Below are 24,011 nucleotides of genomic sequence, written 5' to 3' on the forward strand. Positions count from 1 at the left end.
TCTACTTTTTTTATGTTTTTTTTCAGTCAAAAAGCAATGGTAATTATAACACTTTTGCAATCAGTATGTTTGCTTTAATTCGGATAAGAAAAAAATATTATTTTTCTTATTGAAGCTCATAATAGACTAGGTAAAACAGGAAGTTTATTGAGAAATAATAGACTTTTAAATGTAGTTTTTCTTGTAAAATAACTCTACCTTCGTTCTTAAATTTATTAATTATGTTTAATTCGTTTGGAAATATTTTAAAAGTAACTACATACGGAGAATCTCACGGAGTAGCAATAGGAGGTGTTATTGATGGATTCCCAGCAGGAATGAAAGTAGATTTTGAGGCAATTCAATATGAATTAGATCGTCGTAAACCAGGTCAGTCAAAAATTGTAACACAACGTAAAGAACCAGATACTGTAGAATTTTTATCTGGAATTTTTGAAGGTGTTACTACAGGTGCTTCTATTGGTTTTATAATTAAGAATACAAACCAGAAGAGTAAAGATTATAATCATAACACAGATGTGTATCGCCCTTCTCATGCTGATTATACTTACGACAAAAAATACGGAATTAGAGATCATAGAGGAGGAGGAAGAACTTCTGCGCGTGAAACTGCTAATTGGGTAGTAGCAGGAGCTTTGGCAAAGCAGTTAATCAATCATATAAACATAAATGCATTTACTTCTTCAGTAGGTGATGTATTTATGATGAAACCTTATCAAGAATTAGATTTTTCAAAAACAGAAAGTAATATAGTACGTTGTCCTGATGAAAAGTCTGCTGAAATTATGATTGATAAAATAAATGAAATACGTAAAGCAGGTGATACTATTGGAGGTACTATTACTTGTGTGGTTCAAAATGTACCTGTTGGTTTAGGAGAGCCAATATTTCATAAACTACATGCCGAATTAGGTAAAGCCATGTTATCAATCAATGCTGTAAAAGGCTTTGAATTTGGTAGTGGTTTTTGTGGAGCAAAAATGCAAGGGTCTGAACACAATGATGTTTTTAATCCAGATGGTACTACACAATCTAATTTATCAGGAGGAATTCAAGGAGGAATTTCTAATGGAATGGATATTTATTTTCGTGTAGCTTTTAAACCAGTAGCTACTATTATGCAAAATCAAGCAACAATTAATTCAAAAGGTGAAGCTACCAATATTCATGGTAAAGGACGTCATGATCCTTGTGTGGTTCCTAGAGCAGTTCCAATTGTAGAAGCGTTGACCGCATTGGTACTGGCCGATTTTTGGTTAATGAACAAAACAAGAAAAGTTTAAAATATGAAAAGCCATTCTTTACTAGAATGGTTTTTTTGTTTATAAAATCTTTTTTCTTTAACAGTTGTGTCGTGTTTTATAGTGTAATTTTAAGGTAATTTCTAATCTATTCATCTTTTTACTGTGGACATCATTAAAGGACGTGGTGCACAACATAACACCCAAAATAAGTTTTTATAGCATCAGCATACAGTGTTGGATGACTTTCTAAATTATTGCGAGGCTGAAAGTGAATCGGCCGACAATAATAAAACATCTTATTTAGAAATTTATCCTAAAACAATTTTGAACAAAGTAACGAGTCCAGATATAGGTTTTTCATATTCTATGAATCCTTATCAGGGGTGTGAGCATGGTTGTATTTACTGTTATGCGCGCAATACACATGAATATTGGGGATATTCAGCAGGGTTGGATTTTGAGCGTAAAATTTTATATAAAGCCAATGCACCAGAATTACTCGAAAAAAAACTGAGAAGTAAGAATTGGCAACCTCAAGATATAATGTTTTCGGGGAACACAGATTGTTATCAACCTATAGAAAAGAAGTTAGAGATTACCCGAAAAATGTTGCAGGTACTACTCAAGTTGAAACATCCAGCAAGTATGATAACCAAAAACTCATTAATTCTTCGCGATTTAGATGTATTGAAAGAAATGGCTGCATTGAATTTGGTAAGGGTAAGCATATCCATTACCTCGCTATCGGAAGAGGTTAGAAAAGTGGTAGAACCCAGAACAGCATCGATAAGAAAAAGGTTAGAAACAGTGCAAATTCTTTCAGAAAACGGAATTCCAGTTAATGTAATGATGGCGCCAATAATACCATCTATTAATAGTCATGAAATATTGCCATTAGTAAAAAAAGTAAGTGAGTTAGGAGCTACATCAATAGGATATACAATAGTGCGTCTCAATGGAGCTATAGGAGAAATATTTACTAATTGGCTGCATAAAACGTATCCTGATAGAGCAGAGAAAATTTTGCATCAAATAGAAGATTGTCATGGCGGAACTTTAAATGATTCTCGTTATGGGAATAGAATGCGAGGAGAAGGTAAAATAGCCGAACAAATTAACCTGCAGTTTAAGTTAGCAAGAAAACTATATTTAAAAGATCAACATTTACCTCCGCTAGATTTTTCTAAATTTGATAAACATCAAACCAATCAAATAAGTTTATTTTAATAAAAAAGCTCACCATTGGTGAGCTTTTTTTGTTATACTTTTATTAAAAACTATGCTAACATGGTAACAGGGTTTTCAATATATGTTTTTAAAGTTTGTAAAAACTGAGCACCAACAGCCCCGTCAACCGTTCTGTGGTCACATGCTAAGGTTAACTTCATTGTATTACCTACAACGATTTCTCCGTTTTTAACCACTGGTTTTTGTACAATTGCTCCTACTGATAAGATAGCAGAATTAGGTTGGTTTATGATTGAAGTAAAACTTTCAATACCAAACATTCCTAAGTTAGAAACCGTAAATGTACTTCCTTGCATTTCGGCAGGAGTAATTTTCTTAGTTCTAGCTTTTCCTGCTAAATCACGTACTGCTGCACCAATTTGAGTTAAACTCAATGCATCTGTGTGTTTTACTACAGGTACAACTAAACCTTCATCTACTGCTACAGCAACACCAACGTTAATGTGACTGTGGAATAATGTATCATTATCTGTCCAGCTAGTGTTTACTTGAGGATGCTTTTTCAATGCCATTGCACAAGCCTTTACTACCATATCGTTGAATGATATTTTAGTGTCAGGAATTTCGTTAATGGTTTTACGAGAAGCCATAGCATTGTCCATATCTACTTCAATATTTAAGTAGAAGTGAGGAGCAGAGAATTTAGAATTGCTTAATGCCTTAGCAATAGCTTTACGCATTTGAGAATTCTTAACTTCAGAAGTGTTTTCTTCGCCAGCAATAGCAAAATTAGTTACAGCTGATGGAGTAGCAGCAGTACTTGTAGCTACAGGTGCTTCAATTTTAGCAGCTGGAGTATAATTTTCTACATCTTTTTTAACGATACGTCCATTTTCTCCAGAACCTTTAACGTCTGCTAAATTGATTCCTTTATCCTTTGCTATTTTTTTAGCTAAAGGAGATGCAAAAATTCTTCCTCCGTTAGTATTTGATACAGTTGCTACAGGAGTAGCTGCTGTTTCTGTTTTCTTTTCTTCTGTTACTTTAGGAGCTTCTTCTTGTTTCTCAGTAGTAGTTGAGCTTGTTAAGGTACCTGCTTTATGTGCTTCTACTAATGAAGAAACATCAGTTCCAGCTTTACCAATAATAGCTAATAAACTATCTACAGGAGCACTTTCACCTTCTTGAACTCCGATATGTAATAAAGTTCCTTCGTTGAAAGATTCAAACTCCATCGTAGCTTTATCAGTTTCAATCTCAGCTAAAATATCACCTTCTTCAACTTTATCACCTACTTTTTTCAACCAAGAAGCCACAGTACCTTCAGTCATCGTATCACTCAAACGAGGCATAGTAACAACCTTTACTCCTTCAGGAATATCAGTGCTTGTGTTTGATGCTTTTGACTCTTCAGTTTTAGTTTCTTCTGTTGATTTTGTTTCAGCAGGAGCAGAAGTGTTTCCGTTTAATAAACCAGAAATATCTTCACCTTCTTCACCAATAATAGCTAATAAGCTATCAACAGGAGCTGTTTCGCCCTCTTGAACACCGATATGTAATAAAGTTCCTTCGTGAAAAGATTCAAATTCCATTGTAGCTTTATCTGTTTCGATTTCAGCTAAAATATCACCTTCTTCAACTTTGTCTCCTACATTTTTTAACCAAGAAGCTACCACTCCTTCTTCCATTGTATCGCTTAAGCGAGGCATGTTTATAATTGTAGCCATAGTTTACTTAGATTTTATGAATGGATAATCTTCTTGTTCGTATACCATATCATATAATTGATTTAGTTCTGGATATGGAGAATCTTCTGCAAATTGTTCACATTCTTTAACCATATCTTTTACCTCTTTATCAATTGCTTTGATTTCATCTTCAGTAGCGTAGTTGTTTTCTTTGATGATATCTAAAACTTGAGTGATAGGATCTATTTTTTTGTATTCTTCTACTTCTTCTTTTGTACGGTAGTGTTGTGCATCAGACATAGAGTGACCTCTATAACGATACGTTTTCATTTCTAAGAAAGTTGGTCCATCACCACGACGAGCTCTTTGAATAGCTTCATCAACAGCTTCAGCAACTTTAATAGGGTTCATTCCGTCAACAGGCCCACAAGGCATTTCGTACCCTAAACCTAATTTCCAAATATCGGTATGGTTTGCAGTTCTTTCAACTGAAGTACCCATGGCATATCCATTGTTTTCAACAATAAATATTACAGGTAATTTCCAGTTCATTGCCATGTTAAAAGTTTCATGTAAAGAACCTTGACGAGCAGCTCCATCACCAAAATAACATAAAGTAACGGCGTCGCTACCTTTGTATTTGTCTCCAAAAGCAATACCAGCACCTAAAGGAATTTGTCCACCTACAATTCCGTGACCACCATAGAAACGGTACTCTTTAGAGAAAATATGCATTGAACCACCCATACCATGTGAAGTACCAGTTGCTTTACCATATAATTCTGCCATAACACGTTTTGGGTCTTCACCCATACCAATTGGTTGCACGTGGTTACGGTATGCAGTAATCATTTTATCTTTAGTCAAATCCATTGCGTGTAATGAACCTGCTAAAACAGCCTCTTGACCGTTATATAAGTGTAAAAAACCTCTTACTTTTTGTTGAATGTAAACTGCTGCTAGCTTATCTTCAAACTTTCTCCAAAATAGCATATCTCTATACCAATTGATATAGGTTTCTTTGGTGATTTTCTTCATTATATATTAGTTGTTTATTTTAAAGTTTGTTTGTTACAAAACGTAGCTACAAAAGTAAGTAGTTTTTAGTAATTTAAAAAAGGGTTATTGTGAAAAGTTATGATAAGTTTTTTACAACTTTTACGATTTATTTTTCTTTTGCTACAATGATTGTAGCTTTTGCTCCTGTAGCTAAGTTCCATTCATTTGATGAAATTAGCATACCAGCATCATTGTAAATTTTAAAAGCAGCAGTATTAGGACCAGAAGTTCCTTGGTTTAGGGCAACAATTTTTATGGTGTTAATACCTTCGTCTAAAGGAAGATTAAAAGATTGATAACGTTGTTGAAGTGTTAGGTTACTTACAACAGGCACGTCATTTATATAGATGGTTACTCTGTCTCCATCAGGATATTGGTAATCTCTACAAATAATATTGATACTACCACTTTTTGTTCTGAAACTTCCTAAATCTTGATCAATAACAGGGTATTGATACATTCCATTTACTTGTTTAAAAGCTTTTAGGTGTTGTTCTTCGGCAATTTTAGCTCTTGTTAAAATTCCTTTATTTTCAAACTCACTTTTAGCTCGTTGTTTTTCAAGTTCTTTTTGTAGGTCGTTATGTGCAGTTTTAAAACCACTATCACTATTGAAATCTAAGTTCTTAGGTTTAATAACTTCTTTTGCAGGCGCAGTAATAATTCCGAAGGAAGTATTCTCCTTTTCTTTATTGCCTATTGTACCATCCATTTGAGCAAAAACATTAGATGTTATGCTATATAAAATAAAGATTGCGAGTGTTGATATTATTTTCTTCATTAAAAAAACTTAACAATTATAATGCCGATTTTATGAGGCTCTATAAATTTAAGAGTTAAAACTAGTTATTTTACAGGGAAATCGAAAAAAGTTTTAGGAAAAGGTTCACCTCTTAAGGTAAAATGCCACCATTCTTTACTGTAAGATCTGAAACCATGTTTTTTCATTACTGTTTGCAGTAATTGCCTATTTTCTTTTTGATGGTCAGAAAGATTCTCATAAGTGATATGGGAAGAAACACCAAAAAAATCATATGGACTCCCCATGTCTAATTCTTCTCCAGTTTCCAAATTGATAATAGTAAGATCAACAGTACTACCCCTAGAATGTCCAGATTTAGAAGAAATATATCCTTTTTTGAACAAGTGACGTTTATTAACCTCTGGATAATATTGTTTTTTCATTATTGTATCGCTCATTACTCTAGCCCATTTTACAAAATGGTTAACAGCTGTTTGAGGACGATACGCATCGTAAATTTTTAAACCTAGCTTTTTCAAAGCCAATTCATCTTGAACTTTTTTCAAAGCTTTAGCAGTAGCAGTAGTTGCTATAAGTGTGTTTTCTTCATATCCATTAACAGCAACTCCCATGAAGTTATTGTTATAACAATATCTTAGTTCACTCTGTATTGTTGGTGAAACATCATTGATATATGAAAAGCCTTCAGGTAGGTTTTGTGATTGAATTCCTAAGGAAATAAGTAAAAATAAAGATAAAATCCATTTCATAGGGTAAATGTAATGAAATGGATTTTAACATCATTTTTTAATAATAAAGATTAACGTTTATTTATCTAAAAGCTTTAACAGACTAGCTAAAAAAATAATAGGTAATACTGAGAAGGAATCTACTTTTAAATTTATTCATATTTTAATCTATAAAAGGGTTATTCAGTAACTTTTAAACGCGCTTGGGCAGTTACAGAAATATCAGAATAATCATTGTTTAAGTACTTTAAATATCCAGCAATAGCAATCATAGCTGCATTATCTGTGGTGTACTCAAATTTAGGTATATAGGTTGTCCATCCCCAGTGTTTTTGAGCTGTAGTTAGTCGTTTTCTAATTTCAGAATTGGCAGAAACACCCCCAGCTATTGCTATACGTTTGATACCTGTTTGTTTTACAGTGTTTTTTAGTTTATCCATTAAGATTTCAATAATGGTATATTGAATAGAAGCACAAATATCATGTAAGTTCTCTTTAATGAAGTTAGGATTTTCTTTTGTGTTTTTTTGAACAAAATATAAGATCCCTGTTTTTAAACCACTAAAACTAAATTCTAAATCCCCAACTTTAGGTTTAGTAAATTTGAAAGCTTTAGGATTTCCTAATTGTGCGTATTTATCAATTAAAGGCCCCCCAGGATAAGGTAAACCTAATATTTTAGCTGATTTATCAAAAGCCTCACCAACAGCATCATCAATAGTCTCTCCTAGGATCTCCATCTCAAAATGATTGGTAATTTTTACGATTTGTGTGTGTCCGCCACTTATAGTTAAACAAACAAAAGGGAAAGGAGGAATATTACTATCTTCTTCATTAATAAAATGCGCTAAAATATGCGCTTGCATGTGGTTAACATCAATCAGAGGAATGTTTAGTCCCAAAGCTAGAGATTTAGCAAAAGAAGTACCAACAAGTAATGATCCCATGAGTCCAGGTCCGCGAGTAAAAGCAATAGCATTTAAGTCATGTTTTGTAATACCTGCTTGCTCAATGGCTTGTTGTACAACAGGAACTATGTTTTGTTGATGCGCTCTTGAAGCTAATTCAGGAACTACACCACCATATTTGGCATGTACTTCTTGGTTAGCAACAACATTACTCAAGACTTTTCCGTTGCAAATTACTGATGCACTTGTGTCGTCACAAGAGCTTTCAATTCCTAAAATATAAATAGTTTCGTTACTCAAATCATTTCGGATTTAGACTACAAAAATATTGATATTACGTTAGATTTTCGTTAAAATCAATATTTCTTTAAAATAAGGCAACATTTTTGCAGTTTGCTGATTACTTTTGTTTATTAGGATTGTAAAAAAGGGAAATCATTAAAAGAGTAGGTAACATCATAGGTAGAATACTAAAGTACACGTTGCTTTTTCTACTCTTGCTTTTTATTTTGTTATCGCTTCCTTTTGTGCAAAGCCAATTAGCAAAGCAAGCTACAAATTGGGTGAACAAAGAGTTTAATACCAATATTGTTGTAAAACGAATAGATTTATCTTGGTTAGGGAAGGTTCAATTAAAAGAGATTGAGATAAGAGACCACCATAAAGACACCCTTATTTTTGTTAAAAACTTAAGTACTTCATTAGAAAATGTAAAACGAGTATTAGATAATAAAGTAGATTTAGGTGAAGCCTCTTTAACAGGAGTTCATTTTTATATGAAAACCTATAAAGGAGAGAAAAATGATAACATGTCTGTTTTTGTTGAAAGTTTCGAAGATGGAAAACCTAGAGATAGTTTAGCAACTCCTTTTATTTTAAAAAGTGAAAAAATCTCATTGGAAGATTTGACTTTTAAATTAATGGATGAGAATAAAAGCGAATTACTTCAATTTGCGGCGTACAATGGAGGAGGAGATTTACAAGATTTTTCTATTGTAGGACCTGATGTTTCTGCAAAAATTAGAAATCTACATTTTACTGAGAATAGAGGAATAAATATATCTAATCTATCAACGAATTTTACTTACACAAAATCATCTATGGATTTTGCTGAAACAGTACTTGAAACAGATAATAATACCAAGTTACAAGCAGCCATAAAATTCACCTATGACAGAAAAGACTTCGTGAACTTTAATGATAAGGTAAAAATTAAAGCAAAGTTTCAAGAAAGTACGGTATCAGTTAAAGACTTAAATAAGCTCTATAATGAAATAGGAGGGAATGATTTCTTGTATGTAAGTGGGGGTATTAGTGGAGTTCTTAATAATTTTAGTGCAAACAATGTTCGAATACATTCTAAAGGAGGTATGCGAATTATTGGAGATATGGGTTTTGTTAATGCTTTTAACACAGATAGAGGTTTTGTTTTTGATGCGGATTTAGAAAATCTTACAGCCAATTATCATCAGTTAAGAAATGTGCTTCCGAATCTACTAGGAAAAACATTACCTACTGAATTTCAGCGATTAGGTAATTTTACAATGAATGGTTTGGTTAAAGTAACACCAGATCAAATGGATGCGACTCTGTCGATAAAGTCAGAAATAGGAACTGCTATTTCTGATCTTCAATTAACTAACATAGATAATATAGACGAAGCAGAGTATACTGGTGAAATTGAGTTTAAGAACTTTGATTTAGGGGTTTTTGCTAACGATCCTGTATTAGGAACGGTATCATTAAAAGCAGATGTAAACGGAAGCGGGTTTAATGTAGAGAATGTAAATACTATTATCATAGGAAAAGTAACTAGTTTATATTTTAATGATTATGAATACAAGAACTTACTGGTAAACGGGCAATTTCAAAATAAAAAATTTGATGGTTTGCTAACTGCTGAAGATGATAACTTTAAATTGAAGTTTGAAGGGTTAGCAGATTTTTCATCGGAAATAAATAAGTTCGATTTTATAGCTAATGTTGATAGAGTTGATTTGAAAAAAACAAACCTATTTACTAGAGACAGTACTGCTGTGTTAAAGGGAGACATTAATTTAAATATTTCAGGAAACACTTTTGATGACATTGTAGGTAAGGCAACGTTTAAAAACTTGGTGTATACAAACCAAAAACAGAGTTATCCTTTTAAGAGTTTTGAAGTAAACTCATCGGTAAAAGATAGTATTAAAACAATAGAAGTAAATTCCGAAGATATTGTTAAAGGAAAGTTGAAAGGAAAATTTTCATTTGAAGAATTATTACCAATAGCTCAAAATGCTTTGGGTAGTGTGTATACGAACTATCGTCCGCATGAAGTAGCTCCAAATCAATTCTTAGATTTCGATTTTACTATTTACAATCAAATTATCGATATCTTTTTACCTAACATTTCAATAGGTAGTAATACGCGATTAAAAGGACGAATCAATTCTGATAAAAACTCCTTAAAGCTTACTTTTGAATCACCTGAAATAAACGTTTATAAAAATATAATAGAAGGGGTTGTTTTAAGATTAGATAATAAAAATCCATTATATAACACCCATCTAACAGCTAATAAGATTAATACGAAGTATTATAATATTGAAAAACTGAATCTATTAAACCGTACTCAAAATGATACGTTGTTTTTTAAATCTGTTTTTAAAGGAGGTAAAGATTATGCTGAGAGTTTCAATTTAGATTTCTTTTACACAATTAATGAACTTCAAAAATCGGTTGTAGGAATTCAAAAATCAACCCTACACTACAGAGGGTTTGATTGGATTGTGAATCCTAATGATGATAAAAACAATAAAGTAGCTTTTGATTTGAAAAAAGACGATTTCAATATAAGTCCGTTTGTGTTTAAGTCTGGAGAACAACGAATAGATTTTAAAGGAATTGTAAAAGATAGTACTTATAAAGATATACACGCCAATTTTGACAAAGTAAAACTGGCTAGTTTCTTACCGCCTATAGATAGTTTGAAGTTAAATGGAAGATTAAATGGAAAACTAGAGTATAAACAAGAGCAAGAAACAATAGTACCAAAAGGAAATCTATATATAGAAGATTTTTTTATTAATGATTATTCACAAGGGAATTTAGCATTAAAGGTTGCAGGAAACAACTCGTATGAAAAATATAATGTAGACCTTACTTTAGAAAATGAAAACGCTAAAAGTATTTCAGCAACAGGTGGAGTAGATTTTTCTGGAGAAAGACCTACAATAGATTTAGAAATATATCTAAAAGAATATGATATAGCTGCTTTTAGTCCTTTAGGAGAAGATGTTTTATCTAAATTAAGAGGAAAAGTAACAGGAGATTTTACAGCAAGAGGTTATTTGGGTAGTCCAGATTTACAAGGAGAACTTAATTTTGAAAATGCTGGATTAGGATTTCCTTATTTAAACGTAGATTTTGATTTAAAAGGAAACTCTAATGTAGTGTTAGATGGACAAGAATTTATCTTTAAAGATATTATTCTTGAAGATACAAAATACTTAACACAAGGAGACTTATCAGGAAGTATAGCGCACCAAAATTTTAAAGATTGGTATTTGAATTTTGATATTAATACAAGGAATTTATTAGTGCTAGATACACAAGAAAAAGAAGAATCTCAATACTACGGAACAGGTTTTTTAAATGGAGAAGCTAAAATTAGAGGACTTACAAGTAATTTAGATATTGATGTAAATGGTAGAACCAACAAAGGAACCTTATTCGTAATACCTTTAAGTGATGTTAAAACGATAGATAACTATAAATTAATTCGATTTAAAACAGGAGAAGAGGATGAAGAAAATAAAGGTAGAGTAGTTAAAGATATTAAAGGTTTAGATTTAAAATTAAATTTAACTGTAACTAAAGATGCCGTTGCACAAGTAGTAATAGACAAAGTTTCAGGAAGTGAGCTAAAAGGTAGTGGAGAAGGAAATTTATTTATAGATATTGATACCAGAGGTAAGTTTAATATGTTTGGAGATTTCACTGTAGATAATGGTTTTTATAACTTTAAGTATGCAGGTATAACTAAACCCTTTATTGTGCAAAAGGGAGGAACCATTTCATGGAATGGAGACCCTTATGATGCAGAATTAGATATTACCGCAGTATACCGAACCAAGGCGAATCCAGCACAATTGTTAGATAATATCAATTCCAACCGTAAAATTCCTATCGATTTATATACAAAAATTACAGGAGGTTTATTTAGTTCAACACAAGAGTTTGATATCAAGATACCTAATGCGAATTCAACAGTAACATCAGAATTGGAGTTTATTCTGAATGAAAATGATTTAAATACCAAAATGCAACATTTTTCATTCTTGTTAGCTTTTGGAACTTTTTACAATGCGGATGCTATTGGAAATAGTGCAAGTGCAGGAATAGCAGGAACAGCATCAGGTATAGCTTCGAGTATATTAACAAATATGTTAAATAGTGACGGAAACAAGTTCCAATTAGGGGTAGGATATACACAAGGAGATAGAAGCGAGGTAGATAACCTTAATTCAGATGATCAAGTAGATGTTTCAGTATCTACTAGATTGAGTGATAGGGTTTTAGTGAATGGTAAGGTTGGTGTTCCTGTAGGAACAAATACCCAAACAAGTGTTGTAGGTGAGGTAAAAGTTGAGGTGTTGTTAAATGAAGAAGGAAACTTAAGAGGTACCGTTTTTAACCGTCAAAATGAAGTGCAATATTCTACAGAAGAAGAAGGATATACACAAGGAGTAGGTATTTCTTATCAAGTTAATTTTAATAACTTGCGCCAGTTAGGAAGAAAACTAGGGCTAAATAAAAAAAGAGAAAAAAAAGATACTCTAAAAGACAGTATTCAACCAAAAAAGAAAAAAGGGTTGATTAACTTTAAGTCTAAAGAAAAAAAATAACCAAATAATTTTATGACGAGAACTATAAAGGATTACATGGTAATCTTGTTGAAGGGAATGGCTATGGGAGCTGCTGATGTTGTTCCTGGAGTTTCAGGAGGTACAATTGCATTTATTTCTGGAATTTATGAAGAACTGCTGGGGTCTATCAGTAATATTAACTTAAAGCTATTAAAAAAGCTAAAAAAAGAAGGAATAAAAGCAGCTTGGAAACAAGCTAATGGTAATTTTTTAGCTTCTCTTTTGGTAGGGATTTTTATCAGTATAGTTTCATTGGCAAAAATAATATCTTGGTTGTTAACGAATCATCCGATTTTAGTGTGGTCTTTTTTCTTCGGATTGGTGCTAGCAAGCGTTATTTACATAGCAAAACAAGTGACACAATGGAATATGGTATCAGGAGTTTTACTAATTGTAGGGGCAATTGTAGCTTATTATATCACTACATTAAATCCGTTAGTTTCTGAACACTCTTCTATGCCATTTATGTTCTTAGCAGGGGCAATTGCAATTTGTGCGATGATTTTACCAGGTATTTCAGGATCCTTTATTTTGGTGCTTTTAGGAGCATATAAGCCTGTTTTAGCAGCAGTAAATAACCGCGATTTAGCAACGATAGCAGTTGTAGCTTTAGGGGCAATTATTGGGTTGTTATCTTTTTCAAGAGTTTTAAAATATCTATTTGCAAACTATAAAAATTACACATTGATAGTGTTAACAGGTTTTATTATTGGTTCATTAAATAAAATTTGGCCATGGAAAAAAGTGTTAACGTATCGTACCAATTCACACGGAGAACAAGTTCCGTTTAATGAATTATCAATTTCACCTTTTTCTTACGACGGAAATCCTCAGTTAATGTATTCAGTAATGTTAGCATTATTAGGGTTTGGACTAATTTTAATGCTAGAAAAATTAGCGGTAAAAAAGCAATAGAAAATAAGTAACTTAGCGTTCTAATCAAACAATATGTATAAAGAGCGTACGCTACTACAAAAAATCCATCTTTTTTTAAAAGGCCTAATCATGGGAGGTGCTAATAAAGTACCTGGGGTTTCTGGTGGCATGGTAGCCTTTGTTATGGGGTTTTATGAAGAACTTATTTATACATTTCAGAGAATAAATGGTAAAGCTTTTAAACTACTTTTTAACGGTAGATTTAAAAGTTTTTCAAATTATACCAACCTACAGTTTTTAGTATGGGTAATGGCAGGAAGTATGTTTAGTTACTTTAGCGTTTCTTTGGTGTTAGATTATTTTCTGAAAAATTACGAGTTATATGTCTGGTCATGGTTCTTCGGAATGATTATAGGTTCTATTTATTACATTTCAAAAGACTTTGGAGATTGGAAACCTAAAACAATAATAGGTTTACTAATTGGAGCTGCAGTAGGCATCTCTATTAGCTTTATGACGCCAGCAACAGAGAATGATAATTTATGGTTTGTGTTTGTGTGCGGAATTATTGGTGTTTCTGGAATGACATTGCCAGGGTTATCAGGATCTTTTATTTTAATACTGTTAGGGAATTATGTGTTATTACTAGTCGATAGTGTAAATGTTTTAGGACACGTAATAACGAATTTAATTTCGGGTAATTTCGAGGTGTTACAAGATGAGGTTAAAGTAAGATACTTAAAAATAATAGCAGTTTTTACTGCGGGTTCAGCATTCGGATTAGTTTCTATTTCACATGTGTTAGGGTATGTGTTAAAAAGATGGCATCAGATTGTAACAGCAATTATTATAGGGTTTATTACCGGATCTCTAGGAGTTGTTTGGCCTTGGAAAAAAACAATATACAAAACCGAAGGAGCTTCTTTTTTACTAGATCAGAACGGGAATAAGATCATCGAAAACTACCAAAGATTTATTCCTAATTTTAACAATCAAGAAACATGGGTTTCAATAGGATTCATTATTATTGGAATCGCATTAATCTTAATTATTGATTTTTATGACAGAAAAAGAAAATAAGCACTTATATGCTTTAGTAGGGAAAAATATTTCCTACTCATTTTCTCGTGGATATTTTACTGAAAAATTTGAAAAATTAGACTTAGAAGATCATAAGTATATCAATTTTGATATTCAATCAATACATGAACTTCCTCAAAAGATAAAAGAGAATAAAAAAAGATTAAAAGGGATGAATGTAACCATTCCTTATAAGTTAGAAGTCTTTAATTTTTTAGATAGAATTGATAAAAAAGCATTAAAGGTTGGCGCAGTAAACACTATAAAAATCTCCAAAAAAGGGAAGTTAAAAGGATATAACACTGATGTATACGGATTTAAAAAGTCATTAAAACCTTTATTGAAAAAAAATCATAAAAAAGCATTGATTTTAGGTACAGGAGGAGCGTCCAAAGCTGTAGCTTTTGTGTTTGAAACTTTAGAAATTAAATACAAACAAGTTTCTAGAACACCAGAAGGGAAAAAGCAAATTTCTTATAGTGATATTACTGAAGAAATAATGAGTTCATATCACCTAATTGTAAATTGTACACCATTAGGAACACATCCGAATATAGAAAATTGTCCTGATATTCCCTATGAATTTATTTCAAGTAAACATTTATTATACGATTTAATATACAATCCAGCAGAAACTACTTTTTTGAAAAAAGGAAAAGAAAAAGGAGCAACCATAAAAAACGGATTAGAAATGTTAGAACTTCAAGCTGAAAAAGCTTGGGAAATATGGAATGAAGACTAATTCTTTAAAAAAGAAAATAAAATTTGCTATTATATTAGAATCCGTATCTTTATAATCTAAATCAAAGGAACTTAAACATTGTAGATATGTTAGAAAATAACGAAGAGAAAGTAGAAAACCCAGTTACAGAAGAACAAAACAACGCGAGTAAGGAAACTGAAAATGCAGTTAATGAAGTAGAAAATGAGGTAGCTAATGAATCTGAAAAAGCAGACGAAAAGCACGAAATTCCAATGCTTGATTATGCTTCGATGGAATTAGAAAAATTGGTTGATGAATTAAAAAAATTATTAAAAGATTATCCAGTTCAACAATTAAAATCAAATGTAGATGCTTTAAAAATAGCATTCAACTCAAAGTTTGGAACTTTACTTGCTAAGAAAAAAGAAGCTTTTTTAGCAGAAGGTGGTAATTCTATTGATTTTCAATTTTCTAGCCCTGTAAAAACAGAATACAACAAATTACTTGGTGAATATAAAACCAAAAGAGATGCGTATTATTCTCAATTAGAAAAGCAACTAAAAGAGAATTTAGAAAGAAGAAATAATTTAATTGAAGAGTTAAAGAGTTTAATCGAAAACGCTGATCCTAAAACGATGTATAACGATTTTCAAGAAATTCAAAATCGTTGGAAGAGCATTGGTCCAGTTCCTAAAACAAAATATAATGATACTTGGAGAACCTATCACCATCACGTAGAGCGTTTTTACGATTTATTGCATTTAAATAAAGATTTTAGAGAGCTTGATTTTAAACATAATTTAGAAGAAAAGTTAGGGTTAATTAAAAGAGCAGAGGCTTTAAATGATATTGAGGATGTAAATGTAGCTTTTAAAGAGTTACAAGAGTTACACCGTTTATGGAAGGAAGAAGTAGGGCCTGTTGCAAAAGAAAATAGAGAAGAGGTTTGGGGTAAATTTAGTGAAGCTACCAAAAAAATACACGATAAGCGTCATCAGTACTTTAGAGAACTAAAATCAAAGTACCAAGAAATGATCGATGCTAAATTGGCAGTAGCAGCTGAAATTAAGGCTTACGATACTTCTAAGAACAAAACTCATAATGATTGGCAAAAGAGTATAGTAGAAATAGAAAAACTACGAAAAAAATACTTCGATATAGGAAAACTTCCTTACAGTAAGAGTGAAGCTGTTTGGCAGGAGTTTAAAGCTGCGACTAAAAAGTTTAATACTGCGAAAAACGCTTTTTATAAAAACGAAAAAAGTGCGCAGAATGACAACTTAAAAAGAAAAATGGAATTGGTTGAACTAGCTGAAAGTTTAAAAAACAGTGAGGACTGGAATGAAACAACCAATACAATGAAGCGTATTCAATCAGATTGGAAAAAAATAGGACATGTACCTAGAAAATTTTCTGATGATATTTGGAAGCGTTTTAAAAATGCTTGTAATCATTATTTTGATAGATTACACACCTTAAAAAATGAACAAAACAAAGAACAATTAGCTACCGTAGAAGCTAAAAAAGAATATATTGAACAGGTAAAATCTGAAGACATCAAAACAGAAGAAGATGTTCAAAGAGTGTTAGGAGAGTGGAGAGATTTAGGAGCTTTACCTAGAAATGCTCGTCATTTAGATGAAAAGTTTAATAAAGCAATGGACGCACATCTAGACAAGCTAGATATGGGTAGAATTGATATTGAAATGATGAAGTTTAAAGGTGTTGTTGATACGTATTTAGCGCAAGAAGACTACAGAAAGCTAGACAGTGAGCAGTTCTTTATTAGAAAGAAAATAGATGAAACTGTACGCGAAATGCAACAGTTAGAAAATAATTTAAGTTTTATTTCTAATGCTACAGAAGATAATCCTTTAGTTCAAAATGTTCGTAAGGGAATTCAAGATTTCAAAGACCAATTAGATCTTTGGCAAGAAAAACTAGACTACTTAAAAAGATTAGATTACTAAGATAATTTAGCAATCATAAAAAAAACTCGAATTTTAAAAGGTTCGAGTTTTTTTTATGTTTAGTTTTTAGTAAGTTGTTTGGCTACTGTAAGTTCAAAATTTGATAGAATATGAAGTTTTAAACGGATTTAGAGTTTATGTAATAGTTCTTGTCAATTTTAATAGAACTTGCTTTCATAGTTTTTGTTTGCCAATTCTCAGTAGGGTTTATCAATTCAACCTTTCCATCAATAATTACCTTTACAGGCATATTAAAACCTTTAACAACATTATTCCAGCGATATTTTAAGGTATTGTTTTCAATTGTATACTCTAACTCAGGAATCTTCACCGTACGTAAATATTGATCGAATACTTTACTTAAATCAATTCCAGATTTATCAATCATATATTGTTCAATTTCTTGAGTTGTTACTGTTTTATGGTAAAAATCAGCATTCAAACCACGTAAAATTTGACGCCATTTTTTATCATCGTTTACCAATTGACGAATGGTGTGTAACATATTAGCTCCTTTGTAATACATATCTCCAGAACCTTCATTATTAACATTGTAATGTCCAATAATTGGTTTGTCATTTTGAATAGAACTTCGTGTTCCAATAACATATTCAGCAGACGCTTTTTTTCCGTAATAGTAATCTAAGAACAAGTTTTCAGAGTAAGCTGTAAAACTTTCATGAATCCACATATCAGCAATGTCTACATTGGTAATATTGTTAGCAAACCATTCATGACCAGCTTCGTGAATAATAATAAAGTCAAATTTTAATCCCCAACCAGTTCCAGATAAATCTCTACCTAAATACCCATTTTTATATTGATTTCCGTAAGTAACTGAACTTTGATGTTCCATTCCTAAGTACGGAACTTCTACTAGTTTAAAACCATCTTCATAAAAGGGATATTTACCAAACCAATGTTCAAAAGCTTTCATCATCTTAGGAGCATCTTTAAACTGCTTTTTGGCTTTTTTAAGATTGTCACGTAACACATAATAATTCATGTCTAACTCTCCATCTTCACCTTGGTATTTCTCAGAAAAATGCACATAATCTCCAATATTTACATTTACTCCATAGTTGTTAATCGGATTGTCAACAAACCAATGATAAGTGGTTGTATCATCATTGTGTTGTTCAATATTGCGTAAACGACCATTAGAAACATCCATTAAGTTTTTAGGTACACGAACACTAATCGCCATACTATCTACTTCATCATACATATGGTCTTTATTTGGCCACCAAATACTTGCGCCTAATCCTTGACATGAAGTAGCAACAAAATGATTTCCATTGCTATCTTTTTTCCAAGAAAAACCACCATCCCAAGGAGCTCTAATCGCTTCTTTAGGATTTCCTTCGTAATACACATCAACAGAATTTTTAGCTCCTTCTTTTTGCGGAGATTTCAGTTGAATAAAATGTGCATTACCTTCAGAAACAACTTTTAGCTCTTCATTATTTTGAATCGCTTTGGTAATTTTTAAGGGAGGTTGCAAGTCTATTTGTAAAACTTGATGAGGTTTTAAAACTTTATATTGTACAGTGTTTTTTCCTTTAATAAATTTTTTATCAGGATTCACAGCTACATTAAGGTGGTAATATGTTAAGTCCCACCACGATCTTTCTGGAGTAATAGAACCACGCAAAGAATCTTGGCGTGTAAATGTTTCACTTTTAGAAAATAACGATGTGCTTTTTTGAGCAGTAGAAGAAGAACATCCAGCAATTAATATCGCCAAAGATGTCATAAAAACTGATAAAGAAAATGTTTTTTTATGCATAGTGTTTGTTCTTGATGGGATAAAACGCTAAGATAAGTTTTAAAGTTTTTTTATTGGAGGCAACTTTAAGATATTTGCTTAAAATTACAAGAATGTCAAAAATAGTTTTCATAACAGGAGCTTCTTCAGGAATAGGAAAATCAATTGCTACTTATTTACATGATAGAGGATTTAAAATTTACGGAACAAGTAGAAATCCTCAAAAAGTAACTACTCCGTTTCAAATGGTAGCATTAGATGTAACTAATCAAGAATCGATAAAGAAAGCTGTAGAAGAAGTAATTAGTGCTGAAGGAAAGATTGATGTGTTAATAAACAATGCAGGAAAAGGAATTACAGGTCCTATTGAAGATACTCCAACAGAAGAAATGAAAGATAATTTTAATACAAACTTCTTTGGAGTAATTGATGTAGTTAAAGAAGTATTACCTTATATGCGAAAGCAACAATCAGGAACGATTATTAATACAACATCAATCGCAGGGTACATGGGGTTACCTTTTAGAGGGATTTATTCTGCAAGTAAAGGAGCGTTAGAGTTAGTAACAGAAGCGTTGAGTATGGAGGTAAAAAGCTTTGGAATTAAGGTTGTAAACGTAGCTCCGGGAGATTTTGCCACGAACATTGCTGCGGGAAGATACCATACACCTGTTTTTGAAAATTCTGCTTACAAAGAAAAATATGCTGAAAATTTAGCTTTAATGGATGCTCATGTCGATTCAGGAGCAGACCCAATACTTATGGCAGAAGCAATTTATAAAATCATTGAAAATAAGAATCCTAAAATTCACTATAAAGTTGGTGGATTTATGGAGAAATTTTCAATTGTATTAAAAAGAATCTTACCTGATAAAGTTTATGAAAAATTACTAATGAATCATTATAAATTGTAAATTCGCAGAAGATTAGTAATTAAAGAAAATTACGGCATAAAATATTGTTTTATGCGTTGTTTTAAAGAGGGTTGTACTCTCGTAGAATTCAAAAATTAGAACACAACTACATAATAAATATACAGATGAAATTTTTTATTGATACAGCTAACTTAGATCAAATTAGAGAAGCACAGGCTTTAGGTATTTTAGATGGGGTAACAACAAACCCATCATTAATGGCTAAAGAAGGTATAACAGGAGAAGAAAACATTATCAACCACTACAAAGCAATTTGCGAAATAGTAGAAGGAGATGTTTCTGCTGAGGTAATCTCTACTGATTTTGATGGAATGATAAAAGAAGGTGAAGCGTTAGCTGCATTACATCCTCAAATTGTGGTAAAATTACCAATGATTGCTGATGGTATCAAAGCGTGTAAATATTTTTCTGATAAAGGAATTAAAACAAATGTAACTCTTGTGTTTTCAGCAGGTCAAGCATTATTAGCAGCAAAGGCAGGAGCAACTTACGTGTCTCCATTTATTGGTCGTTTAGATGATATTTCTACAGATGGATTAAATTTAATTTCAGAAATTCGTCAGATTTATGATAACTATTTGTTTGATACACAAATATTGGCAGCATCAGTACGTCACACAATGCACGTAATTGATTGTGCTAAAATAGGAGCCGATGTTATGACTGGACCTTTAAGCGCAATTGAAGGATTATTAAAGCACCCATTAACAGATATTGGTTTAGCTAAATTTTTAGCAGATTATAAGAAAGGAAACTAATCAACAAAGTTGGTTTTAGTATTTTGTCATTCCCGCGAAAGCGGGAATCTCATTTTTTAAAAGATATGTACCCAAAAAAAGAACTCGCACAACTTGTTATTACTGCATGTCATGAATTTGATGTTGATACTGTGGTTATTTCTCCAGGTTCTCGTAATGCGCCACTTACTGTTGGATTTTCAAATCACCCAAAAACAAACGCATTAAGTGTTGTTGATGAGCGTTGTGCTGCTTTTTTTGCGTTAGGAATAGCGCAACAAACTCAAAAACCTGTAGTAATTACATGTTCTTCAGGTTCAGCTTTATTAAACTATTATCCTGCAATTGCAGAGGCGTATTATAGTCAAATTCCGTTAATAGTAATTTCTGCGGATAGGCCAAAACATTTAATTGATATTGGAGATGGACAAACCATTCGTCAAGAAAATGTGTTTGAAAATCATATTTTGTTCTCAGCGAATTTGATTGAAGAAGAGAATCAGTTAAAAAATAACTCTGACTTGTTGACAAAAGCGATACAAACTGCGATTAACAAGAAGGGACCAGTACATATCAATGTTCCGTTTGATGAGCCTTTATATGAAACGGTAGAAGAATTACAATCTTTTAATTTTTCAAATGTCATTTCGAGTGAAACAAAACAATCTTTTGATTTAGAAAAATTAGCTTCTATTTGGAATGTTTCAACTAAAAAAATGATTTTAGTAGGAAGTAGTTTTCCTGATGTTGAATTACAAAAGGTTTTATCGAAGTATGCAGAAGATGATTCTGTAATAGTTTTAACTGAAACGACTTCTAATATATATCATCCGAAGTTTATCAATAGTATTGATAAGTTGATTTTTCCTTTGTCTTCTGAAGAGTTTGAGGAATTTAAACCTGAAGTATTAGTAACTTTAGGAGGAATGGTAATTTCTAAGAAAATTAAACAACTTTTACGAAAGTCGCCACCAAATCACCATTGGCATGTCGATGAGTTAAAAGCGATGGATACCTATCATTGTTTGTCGGAGTTTGTTCAAACAAATCCTGTTGAATTTTTAACAGCGTTATCAGGGAAGAGTGAAGGTATTGAAAGTAATTATCAGCAAAAATGGTTAAAAGAAAAGAGTTTAAGAGTTGAGAAACACGAAACATATTTGCAAAACTGTGAGTATTCAGATTTAAAAGTATTTGAAGCGATTTTAGAAAAACTTCCTAATGAATCTCAGTTGCAAATTAGTAACAGTTCTACGATTCGATATTCTCAATTATTCGATGTGAATTCTACCTTAAGAGTGTTTTGTAATAGAGGAACAAGTGGTATAGATGGTAGTACAAGTACTGCTGTAGGAGCAGCGTTTGCCGATGATAAACCAACGACATTTATTACAGGAGATTTAAGTTTCTTTTACGATAGTAATGCTTTGTGGAATACTAATATCCCTAAGAGTTTTAGAATTATAATATTAAACAATGCGGGAGGTGGTATTTTTAGGTTCATTCCTGGGCCATTAAAAACAAATGCTGCAAATTATTTTGAAACGCCTCACAACTTAACAGCAGAACATTTGGCAAAAATGTATGGTTTTGAATATGTTCAGGTGGCAGGTTTAAAAGAGTTAAATGAAGAGCTAAATGAGTTTTATACAGAAACTGAACAGCCAAAAATAATGGAGATATTTACTCCAAAAGAAATAAATGACGTAGTTTTAAAGAACTATTTTAAAAACTTATAAGATGGAATTAAAAGAAGGAGATAAGGTAGATTTAGTTATTGGAGTTCAAACAGCTTTAGGTTATACGGTTTTAATTAATGAATCGTATGAAGGGTTGTTGTATAACAATGAGGTTTTTAGTGATGTAGAAGAAGGAATGCGTACTGTTGGTTACGTAAAAAAGATACGTGAAGACGAAAAGATAGATGTATCGTTACGTCCGCAAGGTTTTAAGAATGTAATTGATTCTGATGTAGATAAAGTTTTACGAAAGTTAGAAGAGAAAGGTTTTTTGTTATTGACAGATAAAAGCTCTCCTGAATCAATTAAATTTCACTTACAAATGAGTAAAAAAGCATTCAAGAGAGCTATTGGTACATTATATAAAAATAAAATGATAGAATTAGAAGAGGATAGGATAGTGTTGAAATAACCTATTCTTGACCTTCTTCTTGTTGCTCTTCATTCTGATTTTCGTTTATTTCTTCAGTAGGATTTTCTTTCTTTTCTGTTTTCATTAAATCGTTTACACGTTTAATGTTTTCGTAAAAAGCATCTGCATTAGGATTTGAAGGATCCATTTTTCCATAAGCAGCTTTGTAATAAAAATCAGCTTTTTCATATTCTTTTCCTAGCTCATAATACTTACCAATGTAAAAATCTCCCATGTGCGAGTCTGGATATTTTATCATAACAAAGTCACCTAAAACTCTAAGATAATCACCGTCTTGTCTGTCAATTACGATGTCTTCAATAACAAAAATATCATCCAAACGAACATTTAAATTAGATCCATATAAATATTGAATATCTAAGTATTTCTTCTCTACATATTTAATAGCATCTAGCGGAGCTAAGTCTTTAACGTTTGCTTCAAATTCCTCTTTGGTTATTTTTGAATACAAAGCAAACATTTGATTGAAAGCTCTTGGAATAGTTTCGGCAATAACAGCTAAATGGTTAGGAGCATTAGGGAATTCATCAAAATTAACGTGTAAGTTCTTAGCATCGTAAGAAGTTACTAATGTTTTGATTTCACTAAATAAATTGTATTGCTTAGAGTCTATATATTTCTTGTTATTACTAGTGTATAAAAAGTAAGTATTATCTATAGAACCTAGTCTGCTTAAAGAATAAGATTCTAAAATAGCTGGTGCAAATTGAGGAAACTCTGGAGTAATACAAATAAGCGAGTTAAAAATAGGTTGCTCATCTTTTAAGTAATGAGTTAAAAAGTTAGCCGCTTTACCTTCACCTACAATTGTCATAAAAGGAGAAGTTCTAAAATTACCTTCCATAAAAGGAATTAACTCATGTTTTATAAAGTTGAAAAAATGTGCCCCAGAAGTTGTTAAAGCATTGTTAGCAGGTATTATTGATATATCTTTACCATAAGTGTTTTTCATGTCAATCCCAACAACAATTTGTCTAGGAGCTTTATCTACATTAGCATACAGTTTTGCATTTCCTACATATAAATCAAAAAGATACTCGTCTCCTAATACAATTGCTAATGGATAATTAGTAGTCTCGTCTACATCATAACCTTGAGGGATATAAATTTTAACATTTCTACTTCCGCTTAATTCTTCAGAGTTAACTTTTTGAGAAATTATTTTTTGAGAAAAAAGACTAGTACTAATTAATAAGGTAAATAATAAATATACTTGTTTCATATTGGGGTAAATTATATCGTTCAAATATAGAAAAGAAAAATAAAGTTATTATGTTATTTT

The 24,011-nt window shown here is 31.7% G+C and carries 18 protein-coding genes; 11 read left to right on the plus strand and 7 right to left on the minus strand.

The window, feature by feature from the left end:
* The first annotated feature begins 218 nt into the window (after positions 1–218).
* Together aroC and N534_RS14875 are read left to right on the plus strand one after the other, a co-directional pair.
* Positions 219–1,283, plus strand: a complete 1,065-nt coding sequence (gene aroC / locus N534_RS0113565) for a chorismate synthase (RefSeq protein ID WP_028892995.1) — start codon at positions 219–221, stop codon at positions 1,281–1,283.
* A gap of 195 nt (positions 1,284–1,478) precedes the next feature.
* A complete protein-coding gene (locus tag N534_RS14875) occupies positions 1,479–2,471 on the plus strand; it encodes a PA0069 family radical SAM protein (RefSeq protein ID WP_369791966.1) in 993 nt (330 codons plus the stop codon).
* A 50-nt stretch (positions 2,472–2,521) separates the two neighbouring features.
* Here N534_RS14875 and N534_RS0113575 read toward each other — a convergent pair whose 3' ends face one another.
* From N534_RS0113575 to tsaD, 5 genes are all read right to left on the minus strand, one after another.
* Positions 2,522–4,159, minus strand: coding sequence for a pyruvate dehydrogenase complex dihydrolipoamide acetyltransferase (locus N534_RS0113575; protein WP_028892996.1), 1,638 nt, complete (start codon positions 4,157–4,159; stop codon positions 2,522–2,524).
* Positions 4,160–4,162: 3 nt separating this feature from the next.
* Positions 4,163–5,158 (minus strand): pyruvate dehydrogenase (acetyl-transferring) E1 component subunit alpha, encoded by a 996-nt coding sequence (gene pdhA / locus N534_RS0113580; RefSeq protein WP_028892997.1) that lies wholly within the window; start codon positions 5,156–5,158, stop codon positions 4,163–4,165.
* Positions 5,159–5,285: 127 nt separating this feature from the next.
* Positions 5,286–5,960, minus strand: coding sequence for a hypothetical protein (locus N534_RS0113585; RefSeq protein WP_051435934.1), 675 nt, complete (start codon positions 5,958–5,960; stop codon positions 5,286–5,288).
* A gap of 65 nt (positions 5,961–6,025) precedes the next feature.
* Positions 6,026–6,691, minus strand: coding sequence for a M15 family metallopeptidase (locus N534_RS0113590; RefSeq protein WP_028892999.1), 666 nt, complete (start codon positions 6,689–6,691; stop codon positions 6,026–6,028).
* A 158-nt stretch (positions 6,692–6,849) separates the two neighbouring features.
* Positions 6,850–7,878: a tRNA (adenosine(37)-N6)-threonylcarbamoyltransferase complex transferase subunit TsaD gene (tsaD, locus tag N534_RS0113595; protein ID WP_028893000.1), complete on the minus strand. Its 1,029-nt coding sequence runs from the start codon at positions 7,876–7,878 to the stop codon at positions 6,850–6,852.
* Positions 7,879–8,105: 227 nt separating this feature from the next.
* Here tsaD and N534_RS14880 point away from each other — a divergent pair, with 227 nt between their 5' ends.
* The 5 genes from N534_RS14880 (at position 8,106) to N534_RS14885 (ending at position 17,117) form a co-directional block, all read left to right on the plus strand.
* Complete coding sequence (locus N534_RS14880) at positions 8,106–12,467, plus strand: translocation/assembly module TamB domain-containing protein (RefSeq protein ID WP_231517330.1); 4,362 nt, start codon at positions 8,106–8,108, stop codon at positions 12,465–12,467.
* A 12-nt stretch (positions 12,468–12,479) separates the two neighbouring features.
* Positions 12,480–13,403 carry a DUF368 domain-containing protein gene (locus N534_RS0113605; RefSeq protein WP_028893001.1) on the plus strand — a complete coding sequence of 308 codons (924 nt, stop codon included), beginning with the start codon at positions 12,480–12,482 and terminating at the stop codon, positions 13,401–13,403.
* Between the two features lie 33 nt (positions 13,404–13,436).
* Positions 13,437–14,444, plus strand: a complete 1,008-nt coding sequence (locus tag N534_RS0113610; RefSeq protein WP_028893002.1) for a DUF368 domain-containing protein — start codon at positions 13,437–13,439, stop codon at positions 14,442–14,444.
* Complete coding sequence (locus tag N534_RS0113615; protein ID WP_028893003.1) at positions 14,425–15,186, plus strand: shikimate dehydrogenase; 762 nt, start codon at positions 14,425–14,427, stop codon at positions 15,184–15,186. The genes N534_RS0113610 and N534_RS0113615 overlap by 20 nt, the downstream gene beginning before the upstream one ends.
* 86 nt (positions 15,187–15,272) lie before the next feature.
* Complete coding sequence (locus tag N534_RS14885; RefSeq protein ID WP_038006126.1) at positions 15,273–17,117, plus strand: DUF349 domain-containing protein; 1,845 nt, start codon at positions 15,273–15,275, stop codon at positions 17,115–17,117.
* A gap of 118 nt (positions 17,118–17,235) precedes the next feature.
* Here N534_RS14885 and N534_RS0113625 read toward each other — a convergent pair whose 3' ends face one another.
* Entirely contained in the window at positions 17,236–18,873 is a 1,638-nt protein-coding gene (locus N534_RS0113625) for a M1 family metallopeptidase (RefSeq protein WP_028893004.1), read from the minus strand.
* Between the two features lie 125 nt (positions 18,874–18,998).
* Here N534_RS0113625 and N534_RS0113630 point away from each other — a divergent pair, with 125 nt between their 5' ends.
* From N534_RS0113630 to N534_RS0113645, 4 genes are all read left to right on the plus strand, one after another.
* Complete coding sequence (locus N534_RS0113630; protein WP_028893005.1) at positions 18,999–19,799, plus strand: SDR family oxidoreductase; 801 nt, start codon at positions 18,999–19,001, stop codon at positions 19,797–19,799.
* Positions 19,800–19,924: 125 nt separating this feature from the next.
* Positions 19,925–20,578 (plus strand): fructose-6-phosphate aldolase, encoded by a 654-nt coding sequence (gene fsa / locus N534_RS0113635; protein ID WP_028893006.1) that lies wholly within the window; start codon positions 19,925–19,927, stop codon positions 20,576–20,578.
* A 65-nt stretch (positions 20,579–20,643) separates the two neighbouring features.
* The gene (gene menD / locus N534_RS0113640) at positions 20,644–22,296 is read left to right on the plus strand and encodes a 2-succinyl-5-enolpyruvyl-6-hydroxy-3-cyclohexene-1-carboxylic-acid synthase (RefSeq protein WP_028893007.1); all 1,653 of its coding nucleotides are present in this window, start codon (positions 20,644–20,646) and stop codon (positions 22,294–22,296) included.
* Position 22,297: 1 nt separating this feature from the next.
* Entirely contained in the window at positions 22,298–22,708 is a 411-nt protein-coding gene (locus tag N534_RS0113645; RefSeq protein ID WP_028893008.1) for a hypothetical protein, read from the plus strand.
* A 1-nt stretch (position 22,709) separates the two neighbouring features.
* On the opposite strand, the gene N534_RS14890 is transcribed toward N534_RS0113645, so the two are convergent.
* A complete protein-coding gene (locus tag N534_RS14890) occupies positions 22,710–23,951 on the minus strand; it encodes an alpha/beta hydrolase-fold protein (RefSeq protein WP_051435935.1) in 1,242 nt (413 codons plus the stop codon).
* Positions 23,952–24,011 lie beyond the last annotated feature (60 nt).

It is taken from the genome of Tenacibaculum sp. 47A_GOM-205m (assembly GCF_000518405.1).
GTDB classification, from domain to species: domain Bacteria; phylum Bacteroidota; class Bacteroidia; order Flavobacteriales; family Flavobacteriaceae; genus Polaribacter; species Polaribacter lutimaris.